At 63.5% G+C, this 19,076-nt stretch carries 17 protein-coding genes; 8 read left to right on the top strand and 9 right to left on the bottom strand.

The window, feature by feature from the left end; genetic code table 11:
- Positions 1-12: 12 nt before the first annotated feature.
- The 3 genes from AC0L2A_RS24650 to AC0L2A_RS24640 all read right to left on the bottom strand — a co-directional run bounded on the left by AC0L2A_RS24650 (position 13) and on the right by AC0L2A_RS24640 (position 2,524).
- A complete protein-coding gene (locus tag AC0L2A_RS24650; RefSeq protein ID WP_473611029.1) occupies positions 13-696 on the bottom strand; it encodes a 5'-methylthioadenosine/S-adenosylhomocysteine nucleosidase in 684 nt (227 codons plus the stop codon).
- Positions 680-1,138, bottom strand: a complete 459-nt coding sequence (locus AC0L2A_RS24645; RefSeq protein ID WP_023800372.1) for a PaaI family thioesterase — start codon at positions 1,136-1,138, stop codon at positions 680-682. Before AC0L2A_RS24645 ends, AC0L2A_RS24650 begins: the two co-directional genes overlap by 17 nt.
- A gap of 96 nt (positions 1,139-1,234) precedes the next feature.
- On the bottom strand, positions 1,235-2,524 hold the full coding sequence (locus AC0L2A_RS24640; RefSeq protein ID WP_473611028.1) for an RsmB/NOP family class I SAM-dependent RNA methyltransferase: 1,290 nt from the start codon (positions 2,522-2,524) through the stop codon (positions 1,235-1,237).
- A 288-nt stretch (positions 2,525-2,812) separates the two neighbouring features.
- Between AC0L2A_RS24640 and AC0L2A_RS24635 the strand changes: the two genes are divergently transcribed.
- Positions 2,813-3,490 carry an MIP/aquaporin family protein gene (locus AC0L2A_RS24635; RefSeq protein WP_473611027.1) on the top strand — a complete coding sequence of 226 codons (678 nt, stop codon included), beginning with the start codon at positions 2,813-2,815 and terminating at the stop codon, positions 3,488-3,490.
- A gap of 72 nt (positions 3,491-3,562) precedes the next feature.
- On the opposite strand, the gene katG is transcribed toward AC0L2A_RS24635, so the two are convergent.
- Positions 3,563-5,764, bottom strand: coding sequence for a catalase/peroxidase HPI (gene katG, locus AC0L2A_RS24630; RefSeq protein ID WP_473611026.1), 2,202 nt, complete (start codon positions 5,762-5,764; stop codon positions 3,563-3,565).
- 159 nt (positions 5,765-5,923) lie between these two features.
- Here katG and AC0L2A_RS24625 point away from each other — a divergent pair, with 159 nt between their 5' ends.
- The 5 genes from AC0L2A_RS24625 (at position 5,924) to AC0L2A_RS24605 (ending at position 11,250) form a co-directional block, all read left to right on the top strand.
- On the top strand, positions 5,924-6,832 hold the full coding sequence (locus tag AC0L2A_RS24625; protein WP_027152430.1) for a hydrogen peroxide-inducible genes activator: 909 nt from the start codon (positions 5,924-5,926) through the stop codon (positions 6,830-6,832).
- 242 nt (positions 6,833-7,074) lie between these two features.
- Positions 7,075-8,205 carry a TRAP transporter substrate-binding protein gene (locus tag AC0L2A_RS24620; RefSeq protein ID WP_091597465.1) on the top strand — a complete coding sequence of 377 codons (1,131 nt, stop codon included), beginning with the start codon at positions 7,075-7,077 and terminating at the stop codon, positions 8,203-8,205.
- 70 nt (positions 8,206-8,275) lie between these two features.
- Positions 8,276-8,923: a TRAP transporter small permease subunit gene (locus AC0L2A_RS24615; RefSeq protein WP_091597467.1), complete on the top strand. Its 648-nt coding sequence runs from the start codon at positions 8,276-8,278 to the stop codon at positions 8,921-8,923.
- The gene (locus tag AC0L2A_RS24610) at positions 8,920-10,341 is read left to right on the top strand and encodes a TRAP transporter large permease (protein WP_091597469.1); all 1,422 of its coding nucleotides are present in this window, start codon (positions 8,920-8,922) and stop codon (positions 10,339-10,341) included. The genes AC0L2A_RS24615 and AC0L2A_RS24610 overlap by 4 nt, the downstream gene beginning before the upstream one ends.
- Positions 10,342-10,725: 384 nt before the next feature.
- The gene (locus AC0L2A_RS24605; RefSeq protein ID WP_091597472.1) at positions 10,726-11,250 is read left to right on the top strand and encodes a hypothetical protein; all 525 of its coding nucleotides are present in this window, start codon (positions 10,726-10,728) and stop codon (positions 11,248-11,250) included.
- 60 nt (positions 11,251-11,310) lie between these two features.
- Here the strand turns inward: AC0L2A_RS24605 and AC0L2A_RS24600 are convergent, their stop codons facing one another.
- The 4 genes from AC0L2A_RS24600 to hisS all read right to left on the bottom strand — a co-directional run bounded on the left by AC0L2A_RS24600 (position 11,311) and on the right by hisS (position 16,797).
- Positions 11,311-13,083, bottom strand: a complete 1,773-nt coding sequence (locus tag AC0L2A_RS24600; RefSeq protein WP_091597474.1) for an AMP-binding protein — start codon at positions 13,081-13,083, stop codon at positions 11,311-11,313.
- A 193-nt stretch (positions 13,084-13,276) separates the two neighbouring features.
- Positions 13,277-13,978, bottom strand: a complete 702-nt coding sequence (gene hisG / locus AC0L2A_RS24595) for an ATP phosphoribosyltransferase (RefSeq protein WP_091597477.1) — start codon at positions 13,976-13,978, stop codon at positions 13,277-13,279.
- Complete coding sequence (locus AC0L2A_RS24590; RefSeq protein WP_091597479.1) at positions 13,975-15,096, bottom strand: ATP phosphoribosyltransferase regulatory subunit; 1,122 nt, start codon at positions 15,094-15,096, stop codon at positions 13,975-13,977. Before AC0L2A_RS24590 ends, hisG begins: the two co-directional genes overlap by 4 nt.
- 171 nt (positions 15,097-15,267) lie before the next feature.
- Positions 15,268-16,797 (bottom strand): histidine--tRNA ligase, encoded by a 1,530-nt coding sequence (gene hisS / locus AC0L2A_RS24585; RefSeq protein WP_473611025.1) that lies wholly within the window; start codon positions 16,795-16,797, stop codon positions 15,268-15,270.
- Positions 16,798-17,001: 204 nt separating this feature from the next.
- Here hisS and AC0L2A_RS24580 point away from each other — a divergent pair, with 204 nt between their 5' ends.
- Positions 17,002-17,253: a hypothetical protein gene (locus tag AC0L2A_RS24580; protein WP_473513815.1), complete on the top strand. Its 252-nt coding sequence runs from the start codon at positions 17,002-17,004 to the stop codon at positions 17,251-17,253.
- A gap of 52 nt (positions 17,254-17,305) precedes the next feature.
- Here AC0L2A_RS24580 and AC0L2A_RS24575 read toward each other — a convergent pair whose 3' ends face one another.
- Positions 17,306-17,941, bottom strand: coding sequence for a DNA-3-methyladenine glycosylase I (locus AC0L2A_RS24575; RefSeq protein ID WP_091597487.1), 636 nt, complete (start codon positions 17,939-17,941; stop codon positions 17,306-17,308).
- Positions 17,942-18,155: 214 nt separating this feature from the next.
- Between AC0L2A_RS24575 and AC0L2A_RS24570 the strand changes: the two genes are divergently transcribed.
- Positions 18,156-18,899 (top strand): L,D-transpeptidase, encoded by a 744-nt coding sequence (locus AC0L2A_RS24570; RefSeq protein WP_091597489.1) that lies wholly within the window; start codon positions 18,156-18,158, stop codon positions 18,897-18,899.
- Positions 18,900-19,076 lie beyond the last annotated feature (177 nt).

Here is a 19,076-nt window from a genome sequence, read left to right as displayed (position 1 = left end):
AAGGCGTCTCTGTCACTCCGTTTCCGCGTCATGCGATGGTTCAAACTGCAGCGCACCGGAGCCGATCGCCTGTTCCAGCCGCGTCACCGCATCCGCCAGCTTCTCGTCGATGACATGGAGATACTCCTTCCAGTCGCCGACATGCCTGAGATCGGCAGCGCCGTCGGAAATGCCGCGCAGGCCGACCAGCGGCACGCCGAACAGTTGGCAGGCACGCAAGCAGGCGAAGGTCTCCATATCGACCATGTCCTCGTCAATCGCATCATAGGCGCTGCCGGAAATGATCGCCGCGCCGGTCGACAGCGTCGCCTCCCTTAGGCCTGGAATCCTGAACGGCAGCGGCACCGTCACCGGCAGGTCGAGAAACGGCGTCGCGCCCTTCTCGAAGCCCAAAGGCGAGGCGTCGATGTCGCGGTAGGCGACCGAAACGGCCTGGTAGATCTGCGTCTGTTCCAGTGTCCGGCTGCCGGCGGAACCGAGCGACACGACGAGGTCCGGCAGCGCCTTTTCAGATTTGAGCCATGACAGTTCCGCGCACAGCCCGACACCCGCTTCGACCGGCCCCACCCCTGTCATGACAGGCGTGAACAGCCGCTGCAGATGCGGCCCATATTCGGCCTGCGCCGCCATCACGAAGAGGACGTCCCGACCGGCAATTCTGACCGCCTTGCGCACCGGATCAGCCTTCGATGCCATCGCGACCGACCACCGTCATCATCGTTCCGGTCATGGTGGCGATCAGCTTGGCCTCGCCGTCGACGGCGAAGGCGTAGGCCTGGCCGTCGGCGACGATGATGGTGCGGCCGGGCTTGGTCACCGAGCCGCGGAACAGAAAACGCTCCCCCCGGCCCGGCGCCAGCAGATTGACCTTGAATTCGATGGTCAGCACACTGGAGCTTTCCGGCATCAGCGAGAACGCGGCATAGCCGCAGGCCGAGTCCAGCGCCGTCGAAATGACGCCGGCATGGAGGAAGCCATGCTGCTGAGTCAGCGCCGCCGAATAGGGCATCTCGATCTCGATGATGCCCGGCGTCACCAACGTCAGCTCGGCGCCGATCGTCATCATGGCGTTCTGGCGCGCGAAGGACGTCCTGACACGATCCTCATAATTGGGGGCGGGTACGATCTCTGCTGCCATAGCTTGTCACGCTCCTGTCAGAAAAGCTTATTGCAGAGGTATGAGCGGCAGGCAATCGCTATTGCTGCAGTGCAGCAATCGGCCCGCCGGCAAGGTTCAGCCACCCTTGCGCAGTGCGCAGACATAAAACCCATCGGTACCGCTCAACGCCGGCGACAACGCAATGCCGCATGCTGCGCCGATGCGTGCGGCCGCCTCGTGGCCCGGAAAGCGGCTGTCCCAGAGCTGGCGATGATCGACCGGGACAAAGCCGCTGTTACGATCTCTGAAGGCAGCGACCTGCTCGCCATTCTCCTCGTCGAACACCGAGCAGGTGATGTAGACCAGCAGCCCGCCCGGTTTGACGAAGGTCTTGGCGACATCGAGGATCGCCGATTGCTCACCCTTGCGCGCATCGAGCTGCTTCTGCGTCAGCCGCCATTTGGCATCGGGCCGGCGCCGCCAGGTGCCGCTGCCGGTGCAGGGCGCGTCGACCACGACGATGTCCATGTGGCCCGCGAGGGGGCTGAGTTCCGTCGGCTTGGTGACGATTTGCACGTTGCGGTTTTCCGAGCGGCGGATGCGGTCGAAGATCGGCGCCAGCCGCGCTTTTTCGGAATCATGGGCAAACACCTGGCCGCGATTGTCCATCGCCGCCGACAGGGCCAGCGTCTTGCCGCCGGCTCCGGCACAAAAGTCGAGAACCTGCATCCCGGCCTCGGCGCCAGCCAGCGTGGCGGCAATCTGCGAGCCTTCGTCCTGAACCTCGAACCAGCCTTTCTGGAAGGCCGGTTCGGCCTGCACGTTCGGGTGCCTGCCGTCGCCCGCGATCGGCGGGATGCGGATGCCGTGCGGCGCAATTCGTGCAGCCCTGGCGCCGGTCTCGGCCAGTTCGGCGAGCACCTTGTTGCGATCGGCCTTCAGCGTGTTGACCCTAAGGTCGAGCGGCGGGCGGGTCGCCAGCGCCGCACCTTCATCGACCCAGCTGACGCCGAAGGCCTGCTCGAAAAACGGTTCGCACCAATCCGGAATATCGGCGCGCACCGCCGGCGGCGCATCGTTTACCTGGCGGTCAGCGATGGCCTTCAGTTCATCGTCGTTCAACGGCGGCGGCGCAAACTTGTCACCGTCGAGCGCTTCGTTCAACGACTGCGCCGTCTGGTTCCATTCGAGCAGCAGCGCGCCAAAACCGATGGCGCGCGGCGTATCTTCGCCCAACAGCCAGCCGGCCGAGCGCTTTCGCCGCAGCGCGTCATAGACGATGTTGCCGATCGCGGCGCGATCGCCGCCGCCGGCGAAGCGGTGCGACAGGCCCCAATCCTTCAGCGCATCGGCGACCGGCCGGTGTCGCCGGCCGATATCCTCCAGCACTTCGATGGCTGCTGCCAGCCGTCCGCCCAGTCGCATCTTGTTATTCCGTTACTCAGCAAATCAATTCCGGGTCCTGCTCTAAAGCGCGCGACCGGCGCACACAAGCGGGGAGAGTCTTGCGGGCAGAGGGCGCTCGCTTCAGGTTTGCGCTGCCCCCTCACCCTGACCCCCTCCCCGTGAGAACGCCAGATCAAACGCAGCTCTCTTGATATCAGCGGCCCTCGCATTGCTATGCTTTCAAACTTTTGAAGTTGCGATAGTCTTCCGCTGCGTGATTCGCCAAGAACTGCAAGCGGATCGGCGGGAAATTACAAGGAGAGGGCAATGAAGACTTACCTGGCGGAAGTTCTAGGCACATTTCTACTGGTGTTCATCGGCACGGCTTCGGTGGTGACGGGCGGCTTCGGCGGCGCGCTGCCGCTCGGCCAGGAAGGCATCGGTCTGGCATTCGGCATCGGCCTGATCGCGGCGGCTTATGCGATCGGCCCGATCTCGGGTGCGCATCTCAACCCGGCGGTGACGCTCGGCGTGTTCCTCGCCGGCCGAATGCAGGCCAAGGACGTCATCCCCTACTGGATCGCGCAGGTCATCGGCGCCATCATTGCGTCGCTGGCGCTGTGGATCATCGTCTCCGGGCAGGTCGGCGGCCATACCGGCGGCTTCGGCGCCAACGGCTGGGATGCGACGAAGTGGGGTGTCAGCTCGGCGCTCCTGTGGGAACTGATCGGAACCTTCACCTTTGTCACGGTCATCCTCGGCGTCACCAGCGGCAGCCACGCGACGGCCTTTGCCGGCCTCGTCATCGGCCTGACGCTGGCAGGACTGCACTTCGCCCTCATTCCGGTGACCGGCACGTCGCTCAATCCGGCCCGCTCGATCGGCCCGGCGCTGTTTTCGGGAAGTGCGGCGATCGGCCAGCTCTGGCTGTTCATCGTCGCACCGCTGATCGGCGGCGCCATCGCCGGCGTGGTCGCCAAGACCCGTATCTTCGAGAAGGACTGATTTTCCAAGGCTTCAATACAAAAAGGCGCGGGTCAAGGCCCGCGCTTTTTTGTTAGAGAATCACTTGCCGCCTCAGGATCGGGCAAGATCGAAGCGGTCGGCGTTCATCACCTTGGTCCAGGCAGCGACGAAATCCCTAACGAACTTCTGCCCGGCGTCCGCCGACCCGTAGACCTCGGCAAGCGCACGCAACTGCGCGTGCGAGCCGAAGATCAGATCTGCGCGGGTGCCGGTCCACTTGACCGCCTTGGTCTTGCGGTCGCGCGCTTCGTAGACTTCATCGGAGCCGGCGGCCGGATCCCAGACCGTGTCCATGCTGAGCAGGTTGACGAAGAAATCGTTGGTCAACGTGCCCGGCCTGTCGGTGAACACCCCGTGCTTCGACTTGCCGGTGTTGGCGCCGAGCACCCGCAACCCGCCGACGAGCACCGTCATCTCCGGCGCCGTCAAGGTCAGCAGCTGCGCCCGATCGACCAGCATCGCTTCGACCGACATCGGCTGCTTGCCCCGGACATAATTGCGGAAGCCATCGACTTTTGGCTCGAGCGCGGCGAAGGACTGGACATCCGTCTGTTCCTGCGAGGCGTCCATGCGGCCTGGCGTGAAAGGCACCTCCACGTCATGGCCGCCGTCCTTCGCTGCCTTCTCGACCGCGGCGACGCCGCCGAGAACGATCAGGTCGGCAAGCGAGACCTTCTTGTCGCCTGTCTGCCCGGCGTTGAACTCGCTCTGGACGCCTTCGAGCTGCGCAAGCACCTTCGACAGTTCGGTCGGCTGATTGACGTCCCAGTCCTTCTGCGGCGCCAGGCGGATGCGTGCGCCGTTGGCGCCGCCGCGCTTGTCGGAGCCGCGGAAAGTCGAGGCCGAGGCCCAGGCGGTCGAGACCAGTTCGGAAACAGACAGGCCAGAGGCCAGGATCTTCGCCTTCAGCGAGGCGATGTCCTGCTCGCTGATCAGTTCGTGATCGATGGCCGGGACAGGGTCCTGCCAGATCAGCTCTTCCTTCGGCACGAGCGGGCCGAGATAGCGGACAACCGGACCCATGTCGCGATGGGTCAGCTTGAACCAGGCGCGAGCGAAGGCATCGGCGAAGTGATCCGGATTCTCATGGAAACGCCGCGAGATCTTCTCATAGGCCGGGTCGACCCGCAGGGCGAGGTCGGTGGTCAGCATCGCCGGCGCGCGGCGCTTCGACGGATTGTGCGCGTCCGGCACGGAGCCTGCACCGGCGCCGCCCTTCGGCGTCCACTGATGGGCGCCGGCCGGGCTCTTGGTCAGTTCCCATTCGTAGTTGAACAGATTATCGAAGAAGTTGTTGCTCCACTTGGTCGGCGTCGTGGTCCAGGTCACCTCGAGGCCCGAGGTGATGGCGTCGCCGGCAATGCCGGTGGCATGCTTGCTCGACCAGCCGAGGCCCTGCGCCTCGATGCCGGCGCCTTCCGGCTCCGCCCCCACCAGCGATGCATCGCCGGCGCCGTGGGTCTTGCCGAAGGTGTGACCGCCGGCGATGAGCGCCACGGTTTCCTCGTCGTTCATGGCCATGCGTGCGAAGGTTTCACGGATGTCGCGTGCCGAGGCCAACGGATCGGGCTTGCCATTCGGCCCTTCCGGGTTGACGTAGATCAGCCCCATCTGCACGGCGCCGAGATGGCCCCGAAGTTCGCGGTCGCCGGAATAGCGCTCGTCGCCGAGCCACTTGGTTTCCGACCCCCAATCCACGTCCTGCTCGGGCTCCCAGACATCGGCGCGCCCGCCAGCGAAGCCGAACGTCTTGAAGCCCATCGATTCCAGCGCGACGTTGCCGGTGAGGATCAACAGGTCGGCCCAGGAGATCTTCCTGCCGTATTTCTGCTTGATCGGCCACAGCAGCCGGCGTGCCTTGTCGAGATTGGCGTTGTCCGGCCAGCTGTTGAGCGGCGCGAAACGCTGCTGGCCGGCGCCGGCGCCGCCACGGCCATCGCCGATGCGATAGGTGCCGGCGCTGTGCCAGGCCATGCGGATGAAGAGCGGGCCGTAATGGCCGAAATCGGCCGGCCACCAATCCTGCGAATCGGTCATCACCTGGTGCAGGTCCTTGATCACCCCATCGAGATCGAGGCTCTTGAACTCCTTGGCGTAGTCGAAGTCCTCGCCCATCGGGTCCGAGACGCTCGACTGCTGGTGGAGAACGGCAAGGTCAAGCTGGTTTGGCCACCAGTCACGGTTAGTCCTGCCGGCCGACCCATGCGCGACCGGGCATTTGCCGGCGCTGGTGTCATCGGTCTTTGCGTCCATCGTTCTCTCCGACTTGTTGATTTCCGGGATTTGTTGATTTCCGGGATTGTTGATTTCCGGACGGGCCCTGAGCCACGCCATTCTGGAATGGTTCCAGACTAGGCCGCCTTGCCGATAAAAACAAATTGCCTTTCCTGTTTGTTGCGATAGGTTTTGCTTATGATAGGTCTCACCGTCCGGCAGATGCAATATTTCGAGGCGCTAGCACAGACGCTGCATTTCGGCCGTGCCGCGAAGCTGGCCGGCGTCAGCCAGCCGGCGCTGTCGTCGCAGATAGCGGAGATGGAGTTGCGGCTGAATTGCCGGCTGTTCGAGCGCGGCGGCAAATCGGTGCGGATGACCGACGAGGCGCTGGCCATGCTGCCGCGCATCGAGCGTATTCTTGCTGACATCCGCGAGATCGAGACCACGGCCCGGCGCGGCCGCCCCGCCATGGAAGGTCGCTTCCGGCTCGGCATCATTCCGACGGTGGCGCCCTATCTCCTGCCGCATGTGCTGCCGGAGCTGAAACGGCATTTCCCGGCCTTGCAGCTCGAATTGCGTGAAACGGTGACTGCGTCGCTGGTCGAGGACACCGCCCTGGGAAAGCTCGACGCCTTCATAGCGGCCCTTCCCCTCGATCAGTCCGGGCTGATCACCGAGGCGCTTTTTTCCGACCGGTTCTTCCTTGCCGTGCCGGCCGGCGATCCCGCCTTCGCCTCGCCGCCGGTTCCGCCGGAAAGCCCGGCATTGGAAAGGCTGATGCTGCTGGAGGAAGGCCATTGCCTGCGCGAACAGGCGCTTGCCGTCTGCGGCAGCGTGCGACCGGTGGCAATGGCAAGTTATGGCGCGACCAGCCTGACGACGCTGCTGCAGATGGTGGCGCACGGGCTCGGCGTCACGCTTATCCCGGAAATGGCGGCAGGGCCGGCCAGCGCCATGCGCGATTTGAAGATCGTGCCGTTCCAGGAACCGATGCCGCAGCGCACGATCTGCCTCGCCTGGCGGCGCAACAAGGTCCGGCATGACGAATGCGTCGAACTGGCCAAGATCATTCGCGCCCTGGACGAGGCGGTGCTGGCGGCGTGAGGGTGGGGATGTCGGCCAGAGGGTCCGACCGCCTTGGCATGCCGCGCAGCAGTCCTACATTCGTTATGTAGGCCAGAACAAGGATAAGCGCCGACTAAAAAATCGTCGAATGCGGAAACATATTGGCGCTTGTGCCAGACCGAAGCCCGATGCCGATGTCACCGGCAGCGAAACTGGTTGCGCAAGGGGCGAGTTCGCATATTCTGGTTGTGGCAGAAGCGTTTACAACATGGGAGGAGTAAATGTCCGACAAGAAAATCTCGCGTCGCGGGTTCCTGGAAAAGTCCACAGCCATCACCGCCGGTGCGGCTGCAGCGACGACGCTCTCGGCCCCGGCCGTACTGGCGCAGTCGCCGGTCACTATCAAGATGCAGACCTCCTGGCCTGCTTCGGACATCTGGATGGATTTCGCGCGGCAATACATAGAGCGCGTCGAAAAGATGTCCGGCGGCCGGCTGAAGTTCGAGCTCCTGCCCGCGGGTGCGGTCGTGGGCGCGTTCCAGGTGCTGGATGGCGTCAATGACGGCGTCATCGACGCCGCGCATACCGTCCCCGTCTACTGGTACGGCAAGCACAAGGCCGCGTCGCTTTTCGGAACTGGCCCTGTGTTTGGCGGCAGCGCCACCACCATGCTCGCCTGGTTCCACCAGGGCGGCGGCAAGGATCTCTACCGCGAGCTGACGCAGGAGATCATGGGCCTCAACGTCGTCGGCTTCTATGGCTTCCCGATGCCGGCGCAGCCGTTCGGCTGGTTTAAGAAGCCTGTCACGACCACCGCTGAACTGCAGGGATTCAAGTATCGGACGGTCGGTCTTGCCGCCGATCTCATGCAGAACCTTGGCCTCAGCGTGGCGCAGCTGCCCGGCGGTGAAATCGTGCCGGCTATGGAGCGCGGGGTTATCGACGCCTTCGAATTCAACAATCCGTCATCCGACCTTCGCTTCGGTTCGCAGGACGTCGCCAAGCACTACACCTTGTCATCCTACCATCAGGCGAGCGAGTCGTTCGAATTCCTGTTCAACAAAGACGTGTTCGACGACCTCGACGATGATTTGAAGGCCATTCTCGAATATGGCGTGGAGGCGGCCAGCACCGCGAACACCGCGCTCGCCCTCGACAACTATTCGGCCGACCTGCAGAAGCTGCAGACCGAGCACGGTGTCACCGTGCACCGCACCTCGAAGGAGATTCTCGACGCACAACTTGAGGCTTGGGACAAGATCATCCCGACGCTGGAGGCGGATGAGTTCATGAAGCGGGTGCTCGACAGCCAGCGCCAATGGGTCGAACGCGTCGTCTACTACGAGCTTATGAATTCAGCCGACCTGACACTGGCCTACGAACATCATTTCCCCGGCAAGCTGAAGCTCTAATTCGCGCCTCCGCTTTGGCAAATCCGGCGGTCTTGCGGGCCGCCGGATTGCACCTGACGGAACCCTGCACATGCTCCGCTACATTGCATTCGCCGATGAACTTTCGGCATGGTTTGGAAAGGTGTTCGCCTGGAGCGTCGTCGTCATGACGCTCGGCGTGAGCTATGAAGTTGTCGTGCGATACCTGTTCAGCGCGCCAACCGCGTGGGCATTCGACCTCAGCTACATGCTCTACGGCACCATGTTCATGATGGCCGGCGCCTACACCTTGTCGCGGGACGGGCATGTGCGGGGCGATTTCATCTACCGTCTGTGGAGGCCGCGCGTGCAAGCGGCGGTCGAACTTGTCCTCTACATCATCTTCTTCTTTCCAGGCGTCACAGCGCTGATTCTGGCCGGCTGGAAGTATGCCGCGCGCAGCTTCCGCTATCTCGAGGTAAGCTCGAACAGTCCGGCCGGGATTCCGATCTTCCAGTTCAAGGCCGTCATCGTGGCGGCAGGCATCCTGCTCTTCGTGCAGGGGATTGCCCAGGTGTTCCGCTGCGTCGTCTGTCTGCGAACCGGAACATGGCCGCGCGCGGCCGAAGACGTGGAAGAGACCGAGAAGGTGCTGATGGAAGCCAAGACGCTCGATGTTCTGCATCACGGTTCAGAAGCAGTCGACCTCCCATTCCTCCACCCCGACGATCAACCCGACCGCGACGGAGAAGACAGATGAGCGATCCTCAGGTCGCCGTCGCGATGCTGCTCATTCTGCTTCTGGCGATCTTCCTTGGCTTCCCGGTTGCGTTCACTTTGATGGCGCTCGGGGTCGCCTTTGGCTACTACGCTTATTTAAATCCGGGGCGGATGTGGCGCGCCTACGAACGGGCGGTTGAGGATGGTGCCGACGGCTGGACGCTTGCGGAGCATTGGGTCGGCGGCTTCTTCAACAACCGCATTTTCGATCTGTTCGTGAACCAGACCTATTCCGTGATCTCGAACGACGTGCTGACCGCCATCCCGCTGTTCCTGTTCATGGGCTACATCGTCGAGCGGGCCAATATCATCGAGCGTCTTTTCGGCACCCTCTATATCGCCACCCGGCACGTTCCTGGCTCCATGGCGGTCGCCGCCCTCATCACTTGCACGCTTTTCGCAACGGCCACAGGTATTGTCGGCGCGGTCGTGACACTGATGGGCCTGCTGGCGTTTCCCGCCATGCTGAAGGCGCGTTACGACGTCAGCTATGCCTCGGGAGTGATCTGCGCGGGCGGAACCCTCGGCATCCTCATTCCGCCGTCGATTCTGCTCATCGTCTATGGCGCGACGGCGGGTGTGTCGGTAGTTCGTATGTATGCGGCAGCCCTGCTTCCAGGACTGCTGCTTGCCGGCCTTTATCTGATTTATGTGGTGACGATGGCGGTGCTGCAGCCGCAGGTGGCGCCGAAGCCGACCCGAGACGAGGTAGGGCACTATTCGGTCCTGCAAATCAGCTGGATGCTGCTGACTTCTTTCGTCCCTCTGGCGGCCCTGATCCTCGCGGTGCTCGGCGCCATCCTCTTCGGCCTCGCCACGCCCTCGGAGGCTGCCGCCATCGGCGCGCTCGGCGGCGTCGTGCTGGCCGCCGCCTACCGGGCGCTGACGTGGCAACGCCTGAAGGAGTCCGTCTATTTGACGGCGCGCACGACCGCGATGGTGTGCTGGCTGTTCGTCGGCTCCGCGACCTTCGCCTCAGTCTTTGCCTATCTGGGAGGCCAGCAACTGATCAGCGATTTCGTCACCGGCCTCGACATGTCGCCGCTGATGTTTCTGATCGTCGCCCAGATCATCATCTTCATCCTGGGCTGGCCGCTGGAATGGACGGAGATTATCGTGATCTTCGTTCCGATCTTCCTGCCGCTATTGGCGCATTTCGAGATCGATCCGCTGTTTTTCGGCGTGCTCGTCGCAGTCAACCTTCAGACGGCCTTTTTGTCGCCGCCCATGGCGATGTCGGCCTACTACCTCAAGGGCATTTCGCCGCCGCATGTTCAGCTTTCGGATATTTTCCGCGGAATGATGCCCTATATGCTGATCGTTATCCTGTGCATGGTCATTATCTACGTCTTCCCGCAGATCGTGTACGGGCTGCCCAACATGATCTACGGGGGCTAAGGACGGGCGAATGGAGGACAACAGATGAATTTGAGCCGCTTCCTGGCCGTCCTGGCGTTTGTAGTCTTTCTGGCGTTTTTCGGCGTCGTAATCCGGTTCGTCCCGCATCCCGATCTAGGCGTTGCGGTCGGCATCGGCGTCCTCCTTGCGGGCTACGATCTATGGAGCCAGTTGAGGTCTCGCGCGAGGTAACAGCCGGGCTTTGGGCGGTCGCGGGAAAGCTGCAAGGCTGCAGCGTCGATGCGGGCAATGAGCCGAACCGTCCGCTCGGCCTGACAAACATCAATTCAATCAAATCCTCGTGAATTGTACCGGACGCCCGGAACCGCAGACGCGTTCCCGGCATTTGCGGAAGAACCTGCGTCCAGAACAGGGAGCAGTGTTATGGCTTACCGTGATTATATCCATACGCCGATGACGCCACGCGACATCCGATGGGGACTCCAGCAGGGGGCCGTCGCGGGCATTGTCGCAGGCATCGTCTTTGCGGCGTTCGAAATGGCGGCGAGTGCGTTCATGATGGGGGCGGAAGCGTTCTTCATGCCCCTGCGCATGATCGGCGCCATCGCGCTTGGAGCGGAAGCCCTCGATCCCGGCTACCCGCTCTTGACGGCCAGCATCGCCGGCGTGGTCGTACATTTGATCCTGGCCATCGCCTATGGGATCGTGTTCGGGGAGATTGCCGCAATGCTGCGAGGGCGAGCAGCCTTCATCGGTCTCGGCAGCATCTTTGGCCTCGCCTTGTGGCTCGTCAATTTCTATGTGATCGCGCCGATCGCATTCCCCTGGTTCCTGCAAGCAAGCCCGGTCGTGCAGTTCATTGCCCACACATTCTTCTTCGGTACCGTCCTCGGCTGGTACCTGTGGAAGTCGCACGAGAGAAGCGGGCTCGAAGGACCGGCGGTTTAGCCTTGCCAGCACCGAGCTGGCACAGTCGGATTGAAGCGGAAAGAGTGCTCACACCTCGCTTCAAGCCGTCTTCGGCGTCACCAGGCCGAGTTCGTCAACCATCGCCTCGCGCATGAGAAACTTCTGCGGCTTGCCGGTCACGGTCATCGGCAATTCGGTGCGGAAGCGGATGTGGCGCGGGATCTTGTAATGGGCGATCTGGCCGGCGCAGAAGGCCTTGATCTCCTGGTCGGTGGCGGTCTGGCCCGGCTTGAGCACGATCCAGGCACAAAGCTCCTCGCCAAATTTCGGATCGGGGATGCCGAACACCTGCACTTCCCTGACCTTGGGGTGGCGGTAGAGAAATTCCTCGACCTCGCGCGGATAGACGTTCTCGCCGCCGCGGATGACCATATCCTTGACCCGGCCGACGATGTTGCAATAACCCTCGGCGTCGATGGTGGCGAGGTCGCCGGTGTGCATCCAGCCGTCGGGATCGATCGCCTCGCGGGTTTTTTCCTCGTCGTCCCAATAGCCCTTCATCACCGAATAGCCGCGCGTGCAGAGTTCGCCCGGCGCGCCGACCGCAACGATGGCGCCATCGGCATCGATCGCCTTGACCTCGACATGCGGGTGGACGCGGCCGACGGTCGAGACGCGCTTTTCCAGCGGGTCGTCGACGCTGCTCTGGAACGACACCGGGCTGGTCTCGGTCATGCCATAGGCGATTGTCACCTCCGCCATGTGCATCAGCGACACCACCTTCTTCATCACCTCGATCGGGCACGGCGAGCCGGCCATGATGCCGGTGCGCAGGCTGGTGAGATCGAAGGTGTCGAAATCCGGATGGTCGAGCAGGCCGACGAACATGGTCGGCACGCCATAGAGGCCGGTGCAGCGCTCGCCCGCCACCGCTCTCAGCGTGGCGCCGGCATCAAACCCCTCGCCCGGGAAAACCATCGTCGCGCCCTTGGTGACGCAGCCGATCGTGCCCATCGACATGCCGAAGCAGTGATAGAGCGGCACCGGGATGCACAGCCGGTCGTCGACGGTGAGCCTGATCGCCGAGGTGACGAAATTGCCGTTGTTGACGATGTTGTTGTGGGTCAGCGTCGCGCCCTTGGGCGCGCCTGTCGTGCCTGAGGTGAACTGGATGTTGATGGCATCGCCGGGCTTCAGCCCCTCGGAGATCCGGTCGAGGCTATCATGCTCGTCGCGCCCGCCCATCGCCAGCACGTCGGTGAAATTGAGCATGCCGGGCGAATGCTCCTCGCCCATGCGGATGACGATTTTTAGCGCCGGCAATTTTTTCGCATCGAGCTCGCCCGGTGTCGCCGTCGCGATCTCCGGCGCCAGCGTCTCGATCATGCCGAGATAGTCGGAGCTCTTGAATTTGACGGCCGTGACCAGCGCTCGGCAAGCGACCTTGTTCAGCGCATAGTCGAGTTCGGCCAGCCGATAAGCCGGGTTGATGTTGACCAGGATCAGGCCGATGCGGGCGGTGGCGAATTGCGTCACCAGCCACTCCCAGCGGTTCGGCGACCAGATGCCGACGCGGTCGCCTTTTGCCAGGCCGAGAGCCAGGAAGCCTGCGGCCAGCGCGTCCACCGTGTCTGAAAGTTCGCTCCAGGTGAAGCGCTTGTCCTGGTCGACGAAGACGGCGGCATCGAGCGTGCCGTATTTGCCGACGGTGTCCGAAAGCAGCGCCGGGATCGTTTGCTGCAGCAGCGGCACGGTGCGCTCGCCCGACACATGCGCCCTGCCGTCGACCGGCGCGACAAACGTGGCCCCATTGCTCGGGCGGCGGCCGCGCAGGTTGGTGGCATTCTTCAACTCGTCGAGATTGATCGGCATCGCCGTCTCCTCCGCAGGCGACCCGAGTCTATCAGCCTGCCGGGGTGGTGGAAATCCCGTTGATGGTTTTGGAGCGCAATCCCCTCCCCCTTGAGGCAGGGTGCCTCACGAAGCGAGGCGGGTCGTCTCGCGTCGAGCACTGCCGCAACGACCCCACCCGTCCATCCGCCTTCGGCGGCTGTCCACCCTCCCCTCAAGGGGGAGGGAAGGCACCCATCTTCGCCGCGATGTCGCGCAGAACAACCTCGTCGGCCGTCGCGCGCGGCTTCCGCGATGCAACCAGGCAGGCCTGCGAGCGCAGGATGACGCCGTCCGCCAAAACCTTCAGGTGATTGGCGCGCAGCGTCGAGCCTGACGTGGTGATGTCGACGACAACATCGGCCAATCCCGCCGCTGGCGCGCCTTCGGTGGCGCCGAGGCTCTCGACGATGCGATAGACTTGGATGCCGTGCTTTTGCGAAAAGAACTGCTGCGTCAGCCGCCAATATTTTGTGGCGATCCTGAGCCGCCGGCCGTGGCGTTGGCGGAAATCGGCGGCGACATCGTCGAGGTCGGCCATCGTATCGACGTCGAGCCAGATCTCGGGCACCGCCACCACGACATCGGCATTGCCGAAACCGAGGCGGGCGACGATCTCCGCGCGTGCCTCCCAGCCGGCGAGGCTTTCGCGCAACAGATCCTCGCCTGTGATGCCGAGGTCGACCGAGCCCTGGCCGATTTCGCCTGCGATTTCTGACGCCGACAGGAACGCCACCTCGACCGCTTCCACGCCTTCGATGCGGGCGCGGTATTTGCGCTCGTCGCCGGGCAGGCTGACGGCAAGCCCGGCCTTGGCCAGCACCTCCAGCGCCTGCTGCTTGAGCCGGCCCTTCGATGGAATCGCCAGGGTGATCATTGCGCCTTCTCCCGCAACGCTTCGATGCGGTCGAGCCAGACGGAAAAGCCGACGCCGGGGATCGGCGTTTTCGCGCCGAGCAACGTTAGCAGCCGGTCATAGCGGCCGCCACCGGCCAGCGGCCGGTCACCGTTTTCCGCCGCGATCTCGAAGACCAGGCCCGTGTAGTAATCGAGCGGACGGCCAAAGGCGGCGTCGTAGCGGATTTTTGCCGTGGACAGGCCAAGCGCTTCGATCGCCTTGGCGCGAGCTGAAAAATCTTCCAGTGCCGCGCCCAGCGAAACGCCGGCCCCGGTCGCAAAGGTTTCGAGCGCTTTTGCCGCGCCGTCGAGCGCCACATCGACTGCCAGAAAATCCTTAAGCGCCGAAAATGCCTCGTTCGACAGCCTGACGCTGCGCAGCTCGGCTTTTTCGATCAAGCGCCGCGCAATCTCGGTCGGCGACCGTCCGGCCGACGCCGACAGACCCGCCTGCTCCATGCCGCCGGCGATGTGCGAGGAAAGCGCTTCCAGATTGCCATCGAGGACAAGGGCTGCGACCGCGCCGGCGAGCTGGCCGTTGCGCGGCGGGTTGGCGAGGTCGGCAAGCGCTGCCTCCAGCATCGCCGCCGAACCGAAGGCGCGGGCCAGCCGCATGCGCCAGCCGCGCGGCAGGCCGAGTGCGGCGAGCACCGCCTCGAAAACAGTCTGGTCGCCGAGCGTGATCGTCAGTTCCTGGCCCGGCAGCACCAGCGAAAGCAGCGCATGCGCATCGGCCAGCGATCGGGCATCGGCCTGTGCGATGTCGACGTCGCCGAGATCCTCGATGCCGGCCTGGAAAAACTCGTTTCCGCCCTCGCGGCGCTGGCGAAACACCTCGCCGAGATAGGAATAGCGGCGCGGCGTGCCGGCTTGACTGGCAATGTGGTCGAGGCAGACCGGGATGGTGAACTCCGGCCGCAGGCAAAGCGTCTGTCCGGTCTCGCTTTCGGTGAGGAAAATACGCCGGCGCAAATCCTCGCCGGCCATGTCGAGGAACGGGTCGGCCGGCTGCAGCACCGCGACTTCCACCGCATGCGTGTTGCGCGCGGCGAAGAGTTTTGTGATGTCTGACGCGATGGCGGGGTAGCGGGAGGTCATGCAGCACCACCTTGCCTTCTCCCCTTGTGGGAGAAGGTGGATTGGCGCGCAGCGCCAAGACGGATGAGGGGTGCTGGAAGAAATGAGGCGACGGCGCTCCCTGGAACACCCCTCATCCGACCGAGCTTCGCTCGGCCACCTTCTCCCACAAGGGGAGAAGGGAGCGGCGCTCTACTTGCCACGCGCCCGCTCCTCCGCCTGCGCCGCCAAGATCTTCTTCACCTCGCCAACCAGATCGCTTTCCGCCACGGTCACCTGAGCTGGCCGCGCCGCGCGCCATTCAGCGTTGTCCACAATCTCCGCCGACATCCGGGCGCCCTCGATCAAATCCTTGATCTGCACCTCGCCTTTCGCCCGCTCGTCGCCGCCCTGGATGATGGCGACCGGGCTGCCGCGGCGGTCGGCATATTTGAGCTGCGCCTTCATGCCGGCGCCGCCGAGATACATTTCCGAGCGGATGCCGGCGGCGCGCAGCTCGGCCACCAGTTTCTGGTAGCGGCCGAGACTGTCCGTTTCCTTGTCCATGGTGAGCACGACGACCGGCGCGATCACGTCCGATGTATCGAGCTTGCCGAGGTTCTTCAGCGCCGTCATCAGCCTGGAGACGCCGATGGAAAAGCCGGTAGCCGGCACCGGCTCGCCGCGAAAGCGCGAGACGAGGCCATCATAGCGCCCGCCACCGCCGACCGAGCCGAAGCGGACGATTTTTCCCTCTTCGTTGGGAATTTCGGCCAGCAATTCGGCTTCGTAGACCGGGCCGGTGTAATATTCGAGGCCGCGGACGACGGAGGGGTCTATGCGAATGCGGTCCGGACCATAGCCGGCAGCCAGGACAAGCGCTTCAATCTCTTTGAGTTCAGCAAATCCCGCTTCGGCGGTGGGGTTGGCCTCAAGTACCCTGTTCCATTTTCCTACATCGTTTTTAAGCCCAGCCTCGACGTGTTGGTTGTGAAGAACGACGGCGACAATGAACGCTGCTTGAACTTCGTCTAGCCCAGCCCCCTTTGTAAAATCCCCCTCGCCCTCTTTACCGCCGTCCCAGCGACCTTTGCCCAGCAAAAGCTTGACGCCTTCCGGTCCAAACTTGTCCAGCTTGTCGATCGCGCGCAGCACCTGCAACCGGCGCCCAGCATTCTCGTCGCCGCCAAGGCCGATCGCCTCCAGCACGCCGTCGAGCACCTTGCGATTGTTGACCCTAATGATGTAGTCGCCGCGCTTGATGCCGAGCGCTTCCATCACGTCGGCCATCATCATCGCCATTTCGGCGTCGGCCGCGACACCTGGCGTGCCGACCGTGTCGGCGTCGAACTGCATGAACTGGCGGAAGCGGCCAGGGCCGGGCTTTTCGTTGCGGAACACCCAGCCGGAGCGGTAGCTGCGATAGGGTTTTGGCAGGCGCTCAAAGTTTTCAGCGACAAAACGCGCCATGGGTGCGGTCAGGTCGTAGCGCAGCGACAGCCACTGGTCGTCATCGTCCTGGAAGGAGAACACGCCTTCGTTCGGCCGGTCCTGGTCGGGCAGGAACTTGCCCAGCGCATCGGTGTATTCGATCAGCGGCTGGTCGACCGGCTCGAAGCCGTACAGCTCATAGACCGAGCGGATCGTCGCCATCATCTTCTCGACGGCACGGATATCCTCGGCGCCGCGGTCGACAAGCCCGCGCGGCAGCCGCGCTTTCATTTTTTCCGATTTGTCGGCCATGGCATGGGTCTTTTTGCTAGGTAAAAGCTGACTTGTTTCGAGTGGGCGTGTCCTAGCCGATGGGACTTGGCGCGGCAAGGGTTTGCTCCCTGCCTTCTCCCCGTGCGGGAGAAGGCAGGAAGCTGAAACAATTCCGCCATAAGCGCGGCATCGTGCCGACACAATCGCAGCCGATAAAGCGCGCCGAAACAAGGGGTTCGGGCCATGACCTTGGCGCGGAAATTCGACATCATCAACAGCCGCACCCGCGAGCTGCCCGCCCAGCTGAGGCCGGCCGATCATCATGCACCGGGACCTGCAGCCCAAATGGCGGGACCGTTCGAGGTTGCCGCAGACAAGCGTACGGGGCCGACCATGCGCGATGCGCTGCTGACCAGCCTGCTGGTGATCTATCCGGCGTTTGCCACGATAGCGGCTATCGTTGCCGGGCTCTTTCTGGCGGGCGCCGGCGCTTGAGTTGTTGAGCGCCCCTTGCCTTCTCCCCTTGTGGGAGAAGGCAAGAACGACGCTACTTCGGCCTTTTGAACGCCTTGCGCTCCGCCTCGACCTGCTCGCGGCAGACGCAGCCCTCGAGGTGGTCGTTGACCAGCCCCATGGCCTGCATGAAGGCGTAGACGGTGGTCGGGCCGACAAAGCTCCAGCCGCGTTTCTTCAGCTCCTTCGAAATCCGCACCGAGACTGCCGTGGTCGGATTGGCGCGCAGATGGGCGAGATCGACGATTTCGGGCCGTTCGTCCGGGGCGGGTTCGAACTTCCAGAACCAGGCCGCCAGCGAGCCGGCCTCGTCGGCCAATTCACGCGCGCGCCTGGCGTTGTTGATGGTCGAGACGATCTTGCCGCGGTGGCGAATGATGCCGGCATTGCCGAGCAGGCGCTCGACATCCTGTTCGGTGAAGGCGGCGATCCCGTCGATATCGAAGCCGGCGAACGCCTCGCGAAAATTCTCGCGCTTGCGCAATATGGTCAGCCAGGACAGGCCCGACTGAAAGCCTTCGAGGCAGATCTTTTCGAACAGCCTGCGGTCGTCGTCGACCGGCCGGCCCCATTCGTGATCGTGGTAGTGCAAATAGTCCGGCAGATTGCCGTGCCAGAAGCAGCGCGCGATACCATCGGGTCCAGCGAGCAGGCCTGTCTTCTCATCCATGGCGGAATTCCATTGGTTAATGCGCCTCAGCGCTGCCTTTACCGCGGCTTTACCAGATTCCTGAACCGGCCGGTAACCACACCAAAAACTTTACTGACAATGCAGCATTTTACGGATTTCGATTCACGTTTCGGTTGCTGCTCCGCGCCCAATGTTCGCGACATCGGGGACGCTTTTCTCGCCCCGGCGTGTTCGACGATCAGGGTGCGTTCCGATGAAGATATTTTTGTTCCCGCTGCTCGGCGCCGCTGCCGTACTGGCCGCCGCTACGCCCTCCAGCGCCAATGACCGCTATGCCGACAGGCCGCCGGTGATGGTGAGCCCCGACCTTTCCGCGCCCTGGGTGCTGCAGCTTGGGCGCGCGCCGGGCATCGTGCGCCAGAACCGGCAAGAGATGCAAAAGCCGCAGCGCCGTTCTCAACGGCAGGCGCAACCGGCTCAGCTGCACACGGCGGCGATGCAGGCGCCGTCCAAGAAGCGCATTATCGCGCGCCCGCAGATCAACCCGATCTACCTGCCGCAGGAAGTCGCCTATGACGGCCCGGAGAAGCCGGGCACGATCGTCATCGATACGCGGGAGAATTTCCTCTATCTGGTCGAGAACAACGGTAAGGCGCGGCGCTATGGCGTCGGCACCGGCAAGCCGGGCTTCGAATGGGCCGGCAAGCACAAGATCTCGCAGAAGAAGGTCTGGCCCGAATGGCGGCCGCCGGCGGTGATGATTTCGCGTGAGGCCGCCAAAGGCCGTTATCTGCCGACCTATGTCGCCGGCGGCGTCGAGAACCCGCTCGGCGCGCGCGCGCTCTATCTCGGCTCGACGCTCTACCGCATCCATGGCACCAACCAGCCCTGGACAATCGGCGGCGCCGTATCGTCGGGCTGCATTCGCATGCGCAACGAGGACGTCGTCGACCTCTATGAGCGGGTCGATGTTGGCACGACGGTTGTGGTGATGTAATCTGCGGTTGATTTTGTTGCCGAGTCTGTCCAGAAGTCTCGGAATCCATCGGAATACGGGGGACGGGCCGTGTGGGGATACGGTCAGTCACGAAAGGGGGGCCCGGGGCCCCCCCCCGCCCCATTTGTTTTTGGGGCGCCCGAATATATTTTTTGGAGGGTAGGGGGGGTGTGGCCC

Source organism: Mesorhizobium sp. WSM4844 (genome assembly GCF_055811775.1).
Note: the sequence above shows the minus strand (reverse complement) of the source record. Positions and strands in the feature narration are given on the sequence as shown.

Coding starts and splice junctions, on each gene's coding strand:
- AC0L2A_RS24650 (WP_473611029.1), bottom strand. CDS start 696: ATGGCATCGAAGGCTGATCCGGTGCGCAAGGCGGTCAGAATTGCCGGT.
- AC0L2A_RS24645 (WP_023800372.1), bottom strand. CDS start 1,138: ATGGCAGCAGAGATCGTACCCGCCCCCAATTATGAGGATCGTGTCAGG.
- AC0L2A_RS24640 (WP_473611028.1), bottom strand. CDS start 2,524: ATGCGACTGGGCGGACGGCTGGCAGCAGCCATCGAAGTGCTGGAGGAT.
- AC0L2A_RS24635 (WP_473611027.1), top strand. CDS start 2,813: ATGAAGACTTACCTGGCGGAAGTTCTAGGCACATTTCTACTGGTGTTC.
- katG (WP_473611026.1), bottom strand. CDS start 5,764: ATGGACGCAAAGACCGATGACACCAGCGCCGGCAAATGCCCGGTCGCG.
- AC0L2A_RS24625 (WP_027152430.1), top strand. CDS start 5,924: ATGATAGGTCTCACCGTCCGGCAGATGCAATATTTCGAGGCGCTAGCA.
- AC0L2A_RS24620 (WP_091597465.1), top strand. CDS start 7,075: ATGTCCGACAAGAAAATCTCGCGTCGCGGGTTCCTGGAAAAGTCCACA.
- AC0L2A_RS24615 (WP_091597467.1), top strand. CDS start 8,276: ATGCTCCGCTACATTGCATTCGCCGATGAACTTTCGGCATGGTTTGGA.
- AC0L2A_RS24610 (WP_091597469.1), top strand. CDS start 8,920: ATGAGCGATCCTCAGGTCGCCGTCGCGATGCTGCTCATTCTGCTTCTG.
- AC0L2A_RS24605 (WP_091597472.1), top strand. CDS start 10,726: ATGGCTTACCGTGATTATATCCATACGCCGATGACGCCACGCGACATC.
- AC0L2A_RS24600 (WP_091597474.1), bottom strand. CDS start 13,083: ATGCCGATCAATCTCGACGAGTTGAAGAATGCCACCAACCTGCGCGGC.
- hisG (WP_091597477.1), bottom strand. CDS start 13,978: ATGATCACCCTGGCGATTCCATCGAAGGGCCGGCTCAAGCAGCAGGCG.
- AC0L2A_RS24590 (WP_091597479.1), bottom strand. CDS start 15,096: ATGACCTCCCGCTACCCCGCCATCGCGTCAGACATCACAAAACTCTTC.
- hisS (WP_473611025.1), bottom strand. CDS start 16,797: ATGGCCGACAAATCGGAAAAAATGAAAGCGCGGCTGCCGCGCGGGCTT.
- AC0L2A_RS24580 (WP_473513815.1), top strand. CDS start 17,002: ATGACCTTGGCGCGGAAATTCGACATCATCAACAGCCGCACCCGCGAG.
- AC0L2A_RS24575 (WP_091597487.1), bottom strand. CDS start 17,941: ATGGATGAGAAGACAGGCCTGCTCGCTGGACCCGATGGTATCGCGCGC.
- AC0L2A_RS24570 (WP_091597489.1), top strand. CDS start 18,156: ATGAAGATATTTTTGTTCCCGCTGCTCGGCGCCGCTGCCGTACTGGCC.